Source organism: Micromonospora sp. NPDC005197 (assembly GCF_040608295.1).
GTDB lineage: Bacteria > Actinomycetota > Actinomycetes > Mycobacteriales > Micromonosporaceae > Micromonospora.
Genome location: NZ_JBEXHY010000041.1, coordinates 15,460 through 30,094 on the forward strand (window position 1 = coordinate 15,460; position 14,635 = coordinate 30,094).

Consider the following 14,635-nt stretch of genomic DNA (forward strand, 5'->3'; position numbering starts at 1 on the left):
CCGACGCCCGATCAGCCGCCCGGGCGCAGCTTCGGCAGCACCTCGGCGCCGAACGCGTCGATGAACCCGCGCTGCTCCTGCCCGACATGGTGCAGGGCGATCTGGTCGAATCCGAGCGCCACGTACTCCTCCAGCCAGCCCACGTGCCGGCCCAGATCGGCCGAGATGTTCACCACCTGGGCGATCCGCTCGGGTGGCACGTCGGCCGAGACGACGTCGAAGTGCTCGACGGTCTCCAGGTCCCAGCAGACCGGAGGGACGAAGACGTTGCTGCGCCACTGGTCGTACGCGAGCGCCTCGGCCTGCGCCTGCTCCGGCGCCCAGGAGACGTGCACCTGGAGGTGCAGCGGGCCGCGGCCACCGGCGTCCCGGTACGCGTCGATCATCTCGCGCAGGTGCTCCACCGGCGCGTTCACGGTGATCAGCCCGTCGGCCCACTCGGCGCACCAGCGGGCCGTGGCCACGCTGACGGCCGCGCCGACCAGCGCGGGCGGCTCTTCGGGGCGGGTCCACAGCCGGGCCCGGTCCACCCGGACCAGACCGTCGTGGCTGACCTCCTCACCGGCCAGCAGCGCCCGGATCACGTCCACGCACTCCCGCAGCCGGGCGGCGCGGACGTCCTTGCGCGGCCACGCGTCGCCGGTGATGTGCTCGTTGCTGGCCTCGCCGGTGCCCAGCGCGGCCCAGAACCGACCCGGGTACATCGCGCCGAGGGTGCCGATCGCCTGCGCGATGATCGCCGGGTGGTACCGCTGACCGGGGGCGTTGACCACGCCGAACGGCATGCCGGTGGCCTGCAGCGCGGCACCCAGCCAGGACCAGGCGAAGCCGGATTCGCCCTGCCGGGCGCTCCACGGGGAGAAGTGGTCGGAGCACATGGCCGCGTCGAAGCCGGCCCGGTCGGCGTGCATCACCGCCTCCAGCAGGGCGCGCGGAGGGATCTGCTCGTGGGAGGCGTGGAATCCGAACGACGTCATGGGCGCACTTCCTACCCATGACGGCGTCCGGTGATGCGTGCCGCGCGGGAAGCTACTCGGCGTGCGCGCCGGCGCCGGCGGAAGCCGCGCCCTCGCCCACCCAGACCGTCTTGATGTTGCAGAACTCCCGCATGCCCAGCTCGGACAGCTCCCGGCCGTAGCCGGAGTTCTTCACGCCGCCGAACGGCAGCTCCGGGTAGGAGGTGGTCATCCCGTTGATGAAGACGTTGCCGGCGTCCAGGTCGGTGGCGAAGCGCTCCTGCTCGGCCGCGTCCCGGGTCCAGGCGTTCGACCCGAGGCCGAAGCTGGTCCCGTTGGCCACCTCGATCGCCCCCTCGTACGAGGACACCCGGTACAGGCCGGCGACCGGCCCGAAGACCTCCTCGGACCACATCCGCATCTGCGGCGTGAGGTCGGTGACCACGGTCGGCGGGTAGTACCACCCGTCGCCGGCGGGCAGCTCGCCGCCGCAGAGCACCGTCGCGCCCTTGTCCACCGCGTCGCGCACCTGGGCGTGCACCTCGTCGCGACCGCGTTCGCTGGCCAGCGGACCCACGTCGGTGCCCGGGTCCATGGGGTCGCCGACGCGCAGCGCGGCCATGTTCGCAACGAACTTCTCGGCGAAGGCGTCGAAGACGTCGGTGTGCACGATGAACCGCTTGGCGGCGATGCAGGACTGGCCGTTGTTCTGGCAGCGGGCCGTGGTGGCCACCTCGGCGGCGGCGTCCAGGTCGGCCGAGGGCATCACCACGAACGGGTCGCTGCCGCCCAGCTCCAGCACGGTCTTCTTGACCTCCCGGCCGGCGATCTGGGCGATGGAACGCCCGGCCGCCTCACTGCCGGTGAGGGTGGCGGCGCGGACCCGGGGGTCGGCGAGGATCCGCTCGACAGCGTCCGAGCCCACCAGCACTGTGGTGAACGCCCCCTCGGGGAAGCCGGCGCGACGGAACACGTCCTCCAGCAGCAGCGCCGTCTGCGGCACGTTCGAGGCGTGCTTGAGCAGGCCGGTGTTGCCGGCCATCAGCGCCGGGGCGGCGAAGCGCATCACCTGCCAGAGCGGGAAGTTCCACGGCATCACCGCGAGCACCACACCGATCGGCTGGTAGCGGATGAACGCCCGGGTCGCCTTCACGGCGGCGGCGTCGGCCGGCTGGTCGGCGAGGAACGCGGGCGCCTTGTCGGCGTAGAAGCGGGCGGCCGTGGCGCACTTGGTCACCTCGGCCTGGGCCGCGACGTACGTCTTGCCCATCTCCGTGGTCATGATCCGGGCGATCTCGTCGCGCTCGGCGTCCAGCAGGTCGGCGGCGGCGTTCATCCACCGGGCGCGCTGGTCGACGGTGGTGCCGCGCAGCTGCTGGTACGCGAGGTCGGTGCGCTCGATGGCGGCGTCGAGCTGTTCGGTGGACATCGCCTCGTAGGTTTTGAGCACCTGTCCGGTGGCGGGGTTGGTGGTGGCGATGTGGGGCATCTCGTCCTCCTGTCACTCGAACAGCGAGTGTCGTACGCCCGGCTCCTCACGGCGGCGAGCGGCGCGGCGGCGCTGGATCACGACCAGGTCGACCACGGCGACGACTGCGAAGATCGCGCAGAGCACGCCGAGCCAGGCGAGCCCCGCCCAGAACGCCAGCACCGCGAACAGCACCATGATCACCAACCCGAAGCCGGCGAGGGTGAGCCGGAGGTTCAGCGCGCTGTACGCGTGGCCGACCGTGCCACGGGCACGCCGGGGCTGCGATCTCGTCATACCTCCTGAGCTACCCCCGATCGGCGCTGTTAACCGGTAGCAATCGCGCGCGCTGGTGGCGCTTATAGCACTCATGCGGCTCTTTCGACGGCGCTCGGCCACATACCCGACAGCAACTTCCCGCCCGACCACGTCCAGCGCATAGAGTTACCGCGCTGTCGCTCTGTGCTGCGAGACGGGGGATGTCATGCCTCGACGCTGGGTTGCCGCCCTGGCCTGTCTCGCCGCGCTGGTCGCGCTGGCCTGCGAGGGCGGCACGTCGGCCTCCCCCCGTCCCACGAAGAGCCCGCCGTCGTCCGGCGGGCCCGGCGGCATCGCCGCGCTCGGCGACTCGATCAGCACCGGCTTCGCCTCCTGCCTGGTGCTCACCTCCTGCGAGCGCAACTCCTGGTCGACCGGGGACGGCCTGCGGGTGCAGAGCCACTATCGCCGGCTGCTCGACCAGAATCCCGCGATCCGCGGCAAGGCGTACAACCACGCCCGGCCCGGCGCCCGCGCCGACGCCCTCGAAGGCCAGGCCCAGGCGGCCGTACGCGACCGCGCCGACTACGTCACCGTGCTGATCGGCGCCAACGACATCTGCCGGGGCGGCGTGGACGCGATGACCCCGGTGACCCAGTTCCGGGCCGACGTCGACCGGGGCCTGCGGGTGCTGCGGACCGGCCGGCCGAAGGCCCGGGTGCTGGTGGTGAGCATCCCCGACCTCTACCGGCTCTGGGAGGTGGGGCACGGCGACGCGCGGGCGGCACGAGCGTGGCGGCGGGGCATCTGCCCGGCGCTACTGGCCAACGCGACGTCGACGGCGCCCGCCGACAAGGCCCGCCGGGCCGCCGTCCGGGACCGGATCGACGCGTACAACGCGCAGTTGGTGGCGGCCTGCCGGGCGTACGGCTCGCGCTGCCGGCACGACGGGGGCGCGGCGCACAAGGTCCGCTTCACCCTGGACCTGCTCAACCCGCTGGACTGGTTCCACCCCAACGCCACCGGTCAGGGCCGGCTGGCCGAGGTGACCTGGCGCTCGTCCGGCCTGGCCGACTGAACCACCCGAGGGCGGTTCAGGAGCGGCGAGGCTCCGGGACGGCGGTGCCGCGCCGACGATAGAGCGCCCGTGAGCGCTCGGCCAGGTCTTTGGTGGCGGACGAGTTGGCCCAGGTGCCGAGCACGATCGCCGCACCCGGAACGATCTTGGCGACGAGTCGCTTGGCGGCCCGGACGCCGGCCATCTGCGCCAGCCGGACGCCGAGCTGCAACATGACCCGCCCGAGCGGGCGCTGGCCGCCCAGGCCGAAGAGCGCGGCGGCGCGTTCCCGGCCGGCGGCCACCCCGAGCGCCAGGCGGGCGCTCTCGGCGACCTTGTGCACCCGCTGGAGCACGAGCAGGTCGGTGGCCCGGTCGCTGTGCAGCGGGTCGACGTCGTACGCGGCGGCGATGTGCAGGACCATGCGCGCCTGGGTCCAGGCCAGCACGCCGACGTCGAGGACGGCGCCGGGCAGCCCGGCCGCTCCGGAGACCGCCCCGGACAGGCGAGCCAGGTTGACGAACTTGCGGGCCGCCTGGTCGGCCAGGACGTCGGACGAGACACCGGGGTGCTCGCTGCGGGCGCGGGCGGCCCACTGCGCGGCCTCCGGCCCGAGCCGGCGCACCGCCTCCAGGGCGAGGTGCTCTGGGGCGTACTGCGGATCGTCGCGCATCCGGTCCCAGAGTCGGGCCGGCGGGCCCTCGGGCGCGGCCGCCGGCACGGCCGGCAGGCCGGCCGACGGCTCGGGCGTGGGCGCGGCGGGCTGACCGCCGCTGGGCGGGGTGTCGGTCACCGGGTCTCCCCAGGGGTGGGTACGGGCAGGACGGCCGGTGGCGCGGTCAGCGACGGCGGTTGGACAGTCGCGCCGCCAACCCCTTGAGCTTCTGCTGGTTGGCGGGCTTGGCCAGCTCGCGCCGACCCCGGTCCACCAGCTGCTGACCCTTGGGCGATCTCAGGAAGGTGCTGATCCGCTGCATCAAAGACATAACGTCCTCCTGTCGGTGATCCCTCAGTCATGTGTACCCCGAACCAGCAACGGATGTACCCGGGACGCGACAGGCTCAACCCTCACCGTCCACAGTGGTCGGTAGGCTACCGCCTGGCCGGCACGATGGCGTCGACCACCCGGGTGGCCCGCCACTCGTGCTGCTGGTAGTGCTCGGGGTACGCGGAGACCTGCACCGCCTGCGCGGCGTCGGTGAGCCGCATCTGCTGCCAGCCGGGCACCTGTTCCAGCGCGCTGAGGAACTGCCGGGTGGCGAACTCGGGGTCCATCAGCCGGCCGACCGGGCCCCAGCCGCTGCTGGAGCGCTGCTGGAACAGACCGACCGAGTCGTGGTCCCAGCCGACGCCCTGGTGCGGGTAGTCCTGCGACTCCGGCAGCACGCCGCTGGCGACGTTGTAGAGGTTGCTCTCCTGCATGGCGGTCGCCACCGCGATGACGAGGCCACGGCGCGGGACACCCATCTTGCGTCCGGTACGGACGATCGCCTCGGCGTTCTCCATCTGGTCGTCGTCCAGGCCGGCGACCGGCGCCGGGTCGGTCGGCTGCGCCGGGGCGACCGTGCGGGCACGCGAGGTGGTGTCCGGGTCAGCGGAGGTCGCGGAGGCGGACGGGGTGGCAGAGGGGGCAGCAGAGGGGGTCGCGGCGCGGTCGAGAGAGCGGGACGCGCGCTCCTGCTCGGCGCGCTGCGCCAGCTCGGCGCTCGAGTCGACCCGCGTCGCCGCGCCGGCGGTCTCGTCGCGGACCTGTGCGACGGCGGCCAGAGCGAGGCAGCAGACCACGCCGGTGGCGAGGGCCACCTGGGCGCGGCGTCGACCGGTCAGGTCGCGGGCGTACGCCCGAAGCCGACTCGCGGCGGTTGTCCGTTCGGCTGAGGTGCCTTCCTCCATTTCGGTAGTGGGGCTGCTCGGGGCGTACGGGTCGTCGAGGGTGCCGTCGTCACGCATCAACCGAGGCTAGGCAGGCGGAAACCCCGATCACGCACGGTGATCACGTGGCCCTCGCCACAGAATCGGGGTCCTCGGGTGGACGAGCGGGGCGGCTCGACCCGCCCGGGGAACGGACCTCGCGTACCGGAGGAAACCGGCGCGGCACGTGGGCCGGCACGGACGGCGACAGGTGCGGACATCGGGCCGCGCGGACCGACATGATCGACAAACTCGGCCTTTGGGCCGAACCGCCCATCGGCCGTTCGGCGTAATCGGGTGGTTCGTCCGATCGCGCCCAGTCGGCGGTCGACGGATCGCCCGACGCAGGAATGCGCCAGGATGGCGGGTACGTTGCCCGAATCGGGTGCCGTCCACCGCGCCGGCATCCGCGTAGGCACATTCCAGGGAGGTCCGCACCGGTGCTCGACCCACACGAGCTCTATCAGCTCACCGACGATCTGCCCGACCTCGGGCAGCCGGTCCTGGTCCAGGCCCTGACCGGGTTCGTGGACGCCGGCAACGCCAGCCGGCTGGCCCGCGAGCAGCTGCTCACCTCGCTCGAGGGGCGGCCGATCGCCACCTTCGACGTGGACCAGCTCTTCGACTACCGCTCCCGGCGACCGGTGATGACCTTCGTCGAGGACCACTGGGAGAGCTTCGACGCCCCCAAGCTGGAGCTGCACCTGCTCAACGACGACGACGAGACACCCTTCCTGCTGCTCACCGGCCCCGAGCCGGACCTGCAGTGGGAGCGGTTCACCGCCGCCGTCGCGGGGCTCGCCGCCCGCTTGGACGTACGGCTCACCGTCGGGCTCAACTCGATCCCGATGGCGGTGCCACACACCCGGCCGACCGGCGTGACCGCCCACGCCACCCGTCCGGAGTTGATCAGCGGGTACGAGCCCTGGCTGCAACGGGTCCAGGTGCCCGGCAGCGTCGGTCACCTGCTGGAGTTCCGCCTCGGCGAGCAGGGTCGCGACGCGCTCGGGTTCGCCGCGCACGTGCCGCACTATGTGGCCCAGACCGAGTACCCGGCCGCTGCCGAGGTGCTGCTGAGCGCGGTGTCGCGCAGCACGGGGCTGCTGCTGCCCGGCGACGGGCTGCGCTCGGCCGCCGAGGTGGTCCGGGTGGAGATCGACCGGCAGGTCGCCCAGACCGAGGACGCTGCCGCCCTGGTCCAGGCCCTGGAGGAGCAGTACGACGCGTTCGCCCGGGGTCGCGGCGAGCGGAACCTGCTCGCCCCCGACGCCGGTCCGCTGCCCACCGCCGACGAGCTCGGCGCGGAGCTGGAACGGTTCCTGGCCGAACAGACCCGTCCCGGCGACACCCCGGGCAGCTGACCCGGCGACACGGCACCGGATGCGGCAGGGTGGAGACATGCGCCTGGCGACCTGGAACGTGAACTCGGTGAAGGCCCGGCTGCCCCGGCTGTTGGAGTGGCTGGCCGGCACCGGGCCCGACGTCGTCTGCCTGCAGGAGACGAAGTGCCCGGACGGCGCGTTCCCGGTGGCCGAGGTGGGCGAGCTGGGCTACACCGTGGCCAGCCACAGCGACGGCCGCTGGAACGGGGTGGCGATCCTGTCCCGGGTCGGCCTGGACGACGTCCGCGTCGGCTTCGCGGGTGAGCCGGGCTTTCCCGCACCGGAGGCCCGGGCCATCTCCGCCACCTGCGGCGGGCTGCGGGTCTGGTCGGTGTACGTGCCCAACGGCCGGACGCCGGACGACCCGCACTACGCGTACAAGCTGGCCTGGTTCGCGGCGCTGCGCGACGCGTTGGAGGCGGAGCTCGCCGGTGGCCTGCCGCTGGCCGTCTGCGGCGACTTCAACGTCGCCCCGACCGACGCCGACGTCTGGGACCCGGCCGTCTTCACCCACTCCACGCACGTCACCCCGGCCGAGCGGGCCGCCCTGGCCGCGCTGCGCGACCTCGGGCTCAGCGACGTGGTGCCGACCCCGATGAAGGGGCCGCACCCGTTCACCTACTGGGACTACCGCGCCGGGATGTTCCACCAGAACAAGGGCATGCGGATCGACCTGGTGTACGCCTCGGCGCCGTTCACCCGGGCGGTCCGCTCGGCGTACGTGGACCGGGAGGCCCGCAAGGGCAAGGGCCCCTCCGATCACGCCCCGATCGTGGTCGACGCGGATCTGGTCCCCGCCGTCGAGGCGTTCTGAGCGCCGGCGCTGGCTAGGGTGGGCAGATGGCAGTCGTGAAGATCAACGCAATCGAGGTTCCGCCGGGCGCCGGCCCCGAGTTGGAGAAGCGGTTCGCGGCGCGGGCCGGCGCGGTGGAGAACTCCCCCGGCTTCCTCGGCTTCGAACTGCTCCGGCCGGTGTCCGGCGAGACCCGCTACTTCGTCTACACGAGGTGGGAGAGCGAGGAGGCGTACCAGGCCTGGGCCTCCGGCCCGTCGCGCGAGGCCCACGCCGCCGCCCCCGGCGACAAGCCCCGCCCGCCGGTCTCCACCGGCGCCAGCCTCCTGGAGTTCGAGGTGGCCCTGCACGTCCCCCAGCCCTGACCACCTGCCGACGATCCCGGGCTCGACGGAACCCCGCCCGGGCGGCGACGTGCGCTGATAGCGTCCGGCCATGTTCGACGGGTTCGAAGAGTTCGCGATCTGGCGGGAGTGGGCCGACGACGTGCGCGGCGGGCCGGTGCCGGTCGGACACTTCATCCCGGAAGAGGCCCCCGACGAGACCACCCGCCAACTCCTGGACTTCCTGAGCTGACGCGGCCCGGCGGGCGCGGGTCAGGGCTTGCGCGACGACTGGAGGGTGGCGAAGGCGATCACGTTGTCGGCGTAGCCGGTACGACCGCCGATGAACTGGCCACCGCAGGTGATCAGCCGCAGGCCGGCGGGGCCGTCGTGGCCGTAGATCCGCTCGGCGGGCAGCCGGTCCTTCGGGAAGTGCTCGACGGTGTCGACCTTGAACACCACCGTCGACCGGTCCGCGCGGGCCACCTCGATCAGGTCACCGGGCTTCAGCTTGCCCAGGTCGTAGAAGACCGACGGGCCGCTCTTGGTGTCCACGTGCCCCACGATGACCGCCGGACCGGGCTCGCCGGGCGTCGGCCCACGGTCGTACCAGCCGGTCTCGTTGTGCCGTTCCAGCGGCGGTACGGCGATCGTGCCGTCCCGCGCCTGCCCGACGGGCGCCACCGGCGCCGCCACCTTGATCGCCGGGACGGTGAGCCGCACCGGGCGACTGGCCGACAACCCGACCGTCTCGCTGCGGGCCGGGCGGTCACCACCTGCCGGGGCCCAGTCGAACGGGCCGACCGAGCGGCCCAGTCCCGCCCCGGTGGCGAAGACGCCCGCCAGGACCAGCACCACCGCCAGCGGCACCGACCAGGGGCTACGGCCCGACGGACGGCTGCGCCGAGGAGCGACGGCGACCGGCGGACGGGCGGCCACCGGTGGTCGGTCGACGGGGACCCGCGAATCGCGCACCGGCCGCGAGCCGGCGGCCGGCTCTGCGTCGTCGGGCGACCACGAACCGGCGGGCGGGCGGGAACCCGTGGGCGGGCGGGAGCCGGCGGGCGGGGGTGTGGGGCGGAAGATTTCCATGGCGGGCTCAGCGGCGCGCGACGCCACGGACGGTACGGGGTCGACGCAGGGCCATCACGGCGAGGATCAGCCCGGTGATGGTCAACGCCGCGCCGCCGGGCAGCAAGAGGTTGCCGGTCATCCCCCCGGCGCTGCCACCGAAGCCGGTGGCCGGGCCTCGGCTGGGCTGGGGCGACGGCACCTTCTTGACCACCTGGAGCATGGTCGACGCGGTCTCGCCGTCGCGGCACTCCAACTTGACCCGGTAGTTGCCGGGGCGGGTGCGCTCGCGCACCATCGGCGCGGCGGTGAGCACGCCGCGCTGCGGTTGCACGCCGACCGCGCCGAACGCGTCGGAGACGACGGTGGCGCCCACCGAGTTGTCCCGACAGCTGGCCCGGATGCCGACCAGGTAGCCGGGCTGCACCGTGCTGGGGCTCACCTCGACGAAGACGTCCACCGGCGGAGCGGGCTGGGGCGCGCCTCCGGGTTGGCCCTCGGGCTGACCCCCGGGCGCCGGCGCGACGAGCACGAGCGGGCGGGCGACGGGCACGAGACCAGCGGAGACGAGCGCACCGGGCACGGCGGCGACGGAGACGAGGGCAGCCGGCGCGGCGAGCACCGACGCGGCGGCCACCGGACCGCCAGCGGCGTGTGCGGCGTGTGCGGGGAGGGCGGCCAGCAGGGGGCCGGCGAGCACGGTCACCATCGACAGGGTCACGCCGCCGCGGGTCACTGCCACGATGCCCCCTCTCGACGCCGTAGGACCGCGCCGGGCAGCGGACCGCCCGGCCTGCCGTACCAGATCGATCCTCTCATTACCGGTCGCACATCACATCCGATCCGCGGACGACGTCGCGTACGCTCGGGTCGCTGTGACCACCACCGACCCTGACCCCGCCACCGTCCCGCCCGCGGGCCGGACGATCCGCACCTTCCACCCCCGACGGGGCCGGATGAGCGGCCGCCAGACCGACGCGCTGGAGCGGCTCTGGTCGTCCTACGGCCGGGACGTGTCGGGCGAGCCCGTCGACCTGACCGCCCTGTTCGGCCGTCGGGCCCCGGTGGTGCTGGAGATCGGCTCGGGCATGGGCGACAGCACCGCCGCGATGGCCGCCGCCGACCCGGATCGAGATTATCTGGCGGTCGAGGTGCACACGCCGGGAATCGCGAACCTGCTCGACCTGGTGGACCGCAGTGACCTCGGCAACGTACGGGTGGCCCAGGGCGACGCGTTGGAGCTGGTCAGCGGCCTGCCGGAGGGCGTCCTGGACGCCGTGCACATCTTCTTTCCCGACCCCTGGCCGAAGGCCCGCCACCACAAGCGGCGGATCATCCAGCCGGCGCACGTGGCGCTGCTGCGCTCCCGGCTGGTCCCCGGCGGGACGCTGCACTGCGCGACCGACTGGGCCGAGTACGCCGAGGCGATGCGGGAGACCCTGGACGCGGACCCGGAGCTCGTCGACGCGTACGGCGGCTTCGCGCCGCGTCCGGCGCACCGCCCGGTGACGAAGTTCGAGCGGCGGGCGATCATCGCCGGGCGGCCGGTGGCCGACCTGATCTACCGCCGACGGTGACGAGCCGGCCCGGACGGGTGCCCGGCGGAGGTCGGGTTGGCGCGCGGGGGCATGATCCAGGCACCATGGATGGGATATGACGCTCACCGCCGCGCTGCCGACAAGCGCCGACCCCGACACCCTCTTCGACGCGTTCGCCAGTTGGGCGAAGGAGCGCGGCCTCGACCTCTATCCCCATCAGGAGGAGGCGGTCATCGAGATCGTCTCCGGCGCCAACCTGATCATGAACACACCCACCGGCTCGGGCAAGAGCCTGGTGGCCATCGCCGCGCACTTCGCGGCCCTCGCGGACAGCCGGACGACCTTCTACACCGCGCCGATCAAGGCCCTGGTGTCGGAGAAGTTCTTCGCGCTCTGCGAGGTCTTCGGCGCCGAGAACGTCGGCATGCTCACCGGCGACGCCAGCGTCAACGCCGACGCCCCGATCATCTGCTGCACCGCGGAGATCCTGGCCAACCTCGCGCTGCGCGAGGGCGCCAAGGCCGACGTCGGCCAGGTGATCATGGATGAGTTCCACTTCTACGCCGAGCCCGATCGGGGCTGGGCCTGGCAAGTGCCGATCATCGAGCTGCCGCAGGCCCAGTTCGTCCTGATGTCCGCCACCCTGGGGGACACCACCCGGTTCGTCGACGACCTGACCCGGCGCACCGGGCGGCCGACCGCCGTCGTGCGCTCGGTGGAGCGGCCGGTCCCGCTGATCTTCTCGTACGCGATGACCCCGCTGCACGAGACGCTCGAGGAGCTGCTGGAGACCAAGCAGGCCCCGGTGTACGTCGTGCACTTCACCCAGGCCGCCGCGCTGGAACGCGCCCAGGCGCTGATGAGCGTGAACGTCTGCACCCGCGCCGAGAAGGACATGATCGCCCAGGCGATCGGCGGTTTCCGGTTCACCTCCGGCTTCGGCAAGACGCTGTCCCGGTTGGTCCGGCACGGCATCGGCGTGCACCACGCCGGCATGCTGCCCAAGTACCGCCGGCTCGTGGAAACCCTCGCGCAGGCCGGCCTGCTCAAGGTCATCTGCGGCACCGACACCCTCGGCGTCGGCATCAACGTGCCGATCCGCACCGTGCTGTTCACCGGCCTGTCCAAGTACGACGGGGTGCGGACCCGGCTGCTCAAGAACCGCGAGTTCCACCAGATCGCCGGGCGGGCCGGCCGGGCCGGCTACGACACCATCGGCCGGGTCGTGGTGCAGGCCCCCGAGCACGTCATCGACAACGAGAAGGCGCTCGCCAAGGCCGGCGACGACCCGAAGAAGCGCCGCAAGGTGGTCCGCAAGAAGCCGCCGGAGGGCTCGATCGGCTGGGGCCAGCCCACCTTCGACCGGCTCGTCGACGCCGAGCCGGAGCCGCTGACCTCCAGCTTCGGAGTCAGCCACTCGATGCTGCTCAACGTCATCGGCCGCCCCGGGGACGCCTTCACGGCGATGCGGCACCTGCTCACCGACAACCACGAGGAGCCGGCCGCCCAGCGCCGGCACATCCGCCGGGCCATCGCCATCTACCGGGCCCTGCGCGCCGGCGGGGTGGTCGAGGAGCTGCCCGAGCCCGACGAGACGGGCCGGCGGATCCGCCTCACCGTCGACCTCCAACTCGACTTCGCGCTCAACCAGCCGCTCTCCCCCCTCGCCCTGGCCACCATCGAACTGCTCGACGCCGAGTCCCCGTCGTACGCGCTCGACGTGCTGAGCGTGATCGAGTCGATCCTCGACGACCCCCGGCAGATCCTGTCCGCGCAGCAGTTCAAGGCCCGCGGCGAGGCCGTCGCCGCGATGAAGGCCGAGGGCATCGAGTACGAGGCCCGCCTCGAACTGCTCGACGAGGTCACCCACCCCAAGCCCCTGGCCGAGCTGCTGGAGGCCGCGTACGAGATGTACCGGCAGGGGCACCCCTGGGTCGCCGACCACCAGCTCTCCCCCAAGGCCATCGTCCGCGACATGTACGAGCGGGCGATGACCTTCACCGAGTACGTGCAGTTCTACGGGCTGACCCGCTCGGAGGGTCTCGTCCTGCGCTACCTGGCCGACGCGTACAAGACGCTGCGCCAGACCGTGCCCGAGGACGCCAAGACCGAGGAGCTGATCGACCTCATCGAGTGGCTCGGCGAGCTGGTCCGCCAGGTCGACTCCAGCCTCATCGACGAGTGGGAGCGGCTGCGCAACCCGTCCGACGTGGCCGAGGTGGCCCAGACGCACGCCTCGCTGACCGACCGGCCACCCGCGGTGACCCGCAACGCGCGGGCGTTCCGCGTGCTGGTGCGCAACGCGCTGTTCCGCCGCGTCGAGCTGGCCGCGCTGCGCCGCTGGGACCTGCTCGCCGAGTTGGACGCCGAGGACGGCTGGGACTACGACGCGTGGGCCGACGCCCTCGCGCCGTACTTCGAGGCGTACGACTCGATCGGCGTCGGGCCGGACGCCCGTGGCCCGGCGCTGCTGATGATCGAGCAGGGCCGGGAGCGGTGGACGGTCCGGCAGATCTTCGACGACCCGGACGGCGACCACGACTGGGGCATCAGCGCGGAGATCGACCTCGTCGCCTCGGACGAGGTCGGGGCGGCGGTCGTCCGGATCACGGACGTCGGCCAGCTCTGACGCGTCGCCGCCCGTCAGACGGTGAACCAGATCCGACGGCGACGAGCCACGACGAACAGGGTCGCGCCCGCGACCAGCAGCAGACCGGCGGCGGCGAGCACGCCGCCGGTCGACTGACCGGTCACCGGCAGGCCGCCTCCCCCGCCGTCGGCACAACCGGCGGGCTGCTCCCACCTGTACGGACCGTTGAGGTGGCTGGCCTGCGGATCGAACGCGTCCGACCGAAGCGCGACGGCCAACCCCGCGACGGCCGGGAAGGACACGTCGACGGTGGTGCCCATTTCGACGAGCCGCCGCTGCTCCGGGCCGTGGTTGGGATTGAAGAGGACCAACGAGTTCACACCGACATTCGGTCCCGACACCGCGATGACGAGCTTTTCGCAGGTCGAGCGGGCACGGATGTCCGGGACGACGCAGTGACCCGGATCGAACTCCCAGGAGTACACGGCGAACGCCTCGCTCGCGCCCGCGACGGTCACCGAGAAGAAGTCGTATCCCCGGGGAACCACGATGCCCTTCGCCGTCGCTCCCGGCGCCAGCGAGACGGTTCGTGAGTAGCCCTTGGGGTAGGTCGCGAGCACCACATCGACCGTCCGCCCGGCGGGCGGGTTAGCCAGGTCGACCAGCACGGTGCCGTCGCACCGAGGCTGGAAACTGGCCGTCGGATCGGTGGGCGGCTGCCCGCACCTGCCGTCGAGCGGGGCGCCAGCGGCGACGCCGGACGTCTCGGAGTAGCCGTCGTCCCACTGCACCCACACGGCCAGGTCGGCGAAGGTGGCGGTGCCCGGCAGGGTCTGGGTGCCGGTCACCGGCTTGCCCAGGGAATGCGGGAAGACGCCTTCGGGGCTGGCAGCGATGGGGTCGATGCTGGTGTCGGGCGGATACACCTCGACCTTGACGAACCGGTATCGCGTCGCGTCGGTCGGGGCGGTCTCGGCAAGGACGGTCCACTGGATCTGGTAGGTGCCGTCGGCCATGCACCGTGCCTCGTGGTTGACGGTGAAACCCGGGGGATCTGCGTTCGCCGTGGGCATGAAGGCCAGCGTCCCGGCGAGGCTGACCACAACCGCCCCGAGGGCAGCCAGTGCTCGCCGTCGCCACGATCGGACATTGATCACGGATGCTCCTGCGATGAGGTGAGCGGGAGTGGATCGACCCGGCCGGCGCGACGCCCTGATGCCGGATACGGGTGCCCCTACGCCGCGTCACTCCGGGATGGGAACGGCCGGTGAGCTCGGGCAGATGCTAC

At 72.6% G+C, this 14,635-nt stretch carries 16 protein-coding genes; 7 read left to right on the forward strand and 9 right to left on the reverse strand.

All coding sequences use genetic code 11. From position 1 onward, the window contains the following. Positions 1–11: 11 nt before the first annotated feature. The 3 genes from ABZU46_RS16060 to ABZU46_RS16070 are packed head-to-tail and all read right to left on the reverse strand — an operon-like array spanning position 12 to position 2,721. Positions 12–977: a TIGR03885 family FMN-dependent LLM class oxidoreductase gene (locus ABZU46_RS16060; RefSeq protein WP_354858292.1), complete on the reverse strand. Its 966-nt coding sequence runs from the start codon at positions 975–977 to the stop codon at positions 12–14. 52 nt (positions 978–1,029) lie between these two features. After that, positions 1,030–2,445, reverse strand: a complete 1,416-nt coding sequence (locus ABZU46_RS16065; protein WP_354858295.1) for an NADP-dependent succinic semialdehyde dehydrogenase — start codon at positions 2,443–2,445, stop codon at positions 1,030–1,032. Between the two features lie 12 nt (positions 2,446–2,457). Then, positions 2,458–2,721, reverse strand: coding sequence for a DUF6343 family protein (locus ABZU46_RS16070; protein ID WP_354858297.1), 264 nt, complete (start codon positions 2,719–2,721; stop codon positions 2,458–2,460). A 187-nt stretch (positions 2,722–2,908) separates the two neighbouring features. Between ABZU46_RS16070 and ABZU46_RS16075 the strand changes: the two genes are divergently transcribed. Beyond that, the gene (locus ABZU46_RS16075; protein ID WP_354858300.1) at positions 2,909–3,760 is read left to right on the forward strand and encodes a GDSL-type esterase/lipase family protein; all 852 of its coding nucleotides are present in this window, start codon (positions 2,909–2,911) and stop codon (positions 3,758–3,760) included. A gap of 16 nt (positions 3,761–3,776) precedes the next feature. Here the strand turns inward: ABZU46_RS16075 and ABZU46_RS16080 are convergent, their stop codons facing one another. The 3 genes from ABZU46_RS16080 to ABZU46_RS16090 form a co-directional block, all read right to left on the reverse strand. Further along, the gene (locus tag ABZU46_RS16080; RefSeq protein WP_354858302.1) at positions 3,777–4,532 is read right to left on the reverse strand and encodes an EcsC family protein; all 756 of its coding nucleotides are present in this window, start codon (positions 4,530–4,532) and stop codon (positions 3,777–3,779) included. Positions 4,533–4,578: 46 nt separating this feature from the next. Continuing rightward, the gene (locus ABZU46_RS16085) at positions 4,579–4,725 is read right to left on the reverse strand and encodes a hypothetical protein (protein WP_354858304.1); all 147 of its coding nucleotides are present in this window, start codon (positions 4,723–4,725) and stop codon (positions 4,579–4,581) included. Positions 4,726–4,831: 106 nt separating this feature from the next. Further along, complete coding sequence (locus tag ABZU46_RS16090; RefSeq protein ID WP_354858306.1) at positions 4,832–5,689, reverse strand: peptidase M23; 858 nt, start codon at positions 5,687–5,689, stop codon at positions 4,832–4,834. Positions 5,690–6,090: 401 nt separating this feature from the next. Between ABZU46_RS16090 and ABZU46_RS16095 the strand changes: the two genes are divergently transcribed. The 4 genes from ABZU46_RS16095 to ABZU46_RS16110 all read left to right on the forward strand — a co-directional run bounded on the left by ABZU46_RS16095 (position 6,091) and on the right by ABZU46_RS16110 (position 8,401). Beyond that, positions 6,091–7,011 (forward strand): PAC2 family protein, encoded by a 921-nt coding sequence (locus ABZU46_RS16095; RefSeq protein WP_354858309.1) that lies wholly within the window; start codon positions 6,091–6,093, stop codon positions 7,009–7,011. 37 nt (positions 7,012–7,048) lie between these two features. Beyond that, on the forward strand, positions 7,049–7,846 hold the full coding sequence (locus ABZU46_RS16100) for an exodeoxyribonuclease III (RefSeq protein ID WP_354858311.1): 798 nt from the start codon (positions 7,049–7,051) through the stop codon (positions 7,844–7,846). Between the two features lie 26 nt (positions 7,847–7,872). Further along, positions 7,873–8,190 (forward strand): antibiotic biosynthesis monooxygenase, encoded by a 318-nt coding sequence (locus tag ABZU46_RS16105; RefSeq protein ID WP_354858312.1) that lies wholly within the window; start codon positions 7,873–7,875, stop codon positions 8,188–8,190. Between the two features lie 70 nt (positions 8,191–8,260). Further along, a complete protein-coding gene (locus ABZU46_RS16110) occupies positions 8,261–8,401 on the forward strand; it encodes a hydrolase (protein ID WP_354858314.1) in 141 nt (46 codons plus the stop codon). A gap of 20 nt (positions 8,402–8,421) precedes the next feature. Here ABZU46_RS16110 and ABZU46_RS16115 read toward each other — a convergent pair whose 3' ends face one another. Together ABZU46_RS16115 and ABZU46_RS16120 are read right to left on the reverse strand one after the other, a co-directional pair. Further along, positions 8,422–9,087 carry a class F sortase gene (locus tag ABZU46_RS16115; RefSeq protein WP_354858316.1) on the reverse strand — a complete coding sequence of 222 codons (666 nt, stop codon included), beginning with the start codon at positions 9,085–9,087 and terminating at the stop codon, positions 8,422–8,424. Between the two features lie 160 nt (positions 9,088–9,247). Continuing rightward, complete coding sequence (locus tag ABZU46_RS16120; protein ID WP_354858356.1) at positions 9,248–9,964, reverse strand: hypothetical protein; 717 nt, start codon at positions 9,962–9,964, stop codon at positions 9,248–9,250. 211 nt (positions 9,965–10,175) lie between these two features. On the opposite strand from ABZU46_RS16120, the gene trmB reads away from it, so the two are divergent. Then, complete coding sequence (trmB, locus tag ABZU46_RS16125) at positions 10,176–10,796, forward strand: tRNA (guanosine(46)-N7)-methyltransferase TrmB (protein WP_354858358.1); 621 nt, start codon at positions 10,176–10,178, stop codon at positions 10,794–10,796. Between the two features lie 76 nt (positions 10,797–10,872). Next, complete coding sequence (locus tag ABZU46_RS16130; RefSeq protein ID WP_354858318.1) at positions 10,873–13,386, forward strand: DUF3516 domain-containing protein; 2,514 nt, start codon at positions 10,873–10,875, stop codon at positions 13,384–13,386. Positions 13,387–13,400: 14 nt separating this feature from the next. On the opposite strand, the gene ABZU46_RS16135 is transcribed toward ABZU46_RS16130, so the two are convergent. Beyond that, on the reverse strand, positions 13,401–14,504 hold the full coding sequence (locus tag ABZU46_RS16135; protein ID WP_354858321.1) for an LPXTG cell wall anchor domain-containing protein: 1,104 nt from the start codon (positions 14,502–14,504) through the stop codon (positions 13,401–13,403). Positions 14,505–14,635: the final 131 nt, after the last annotated feature.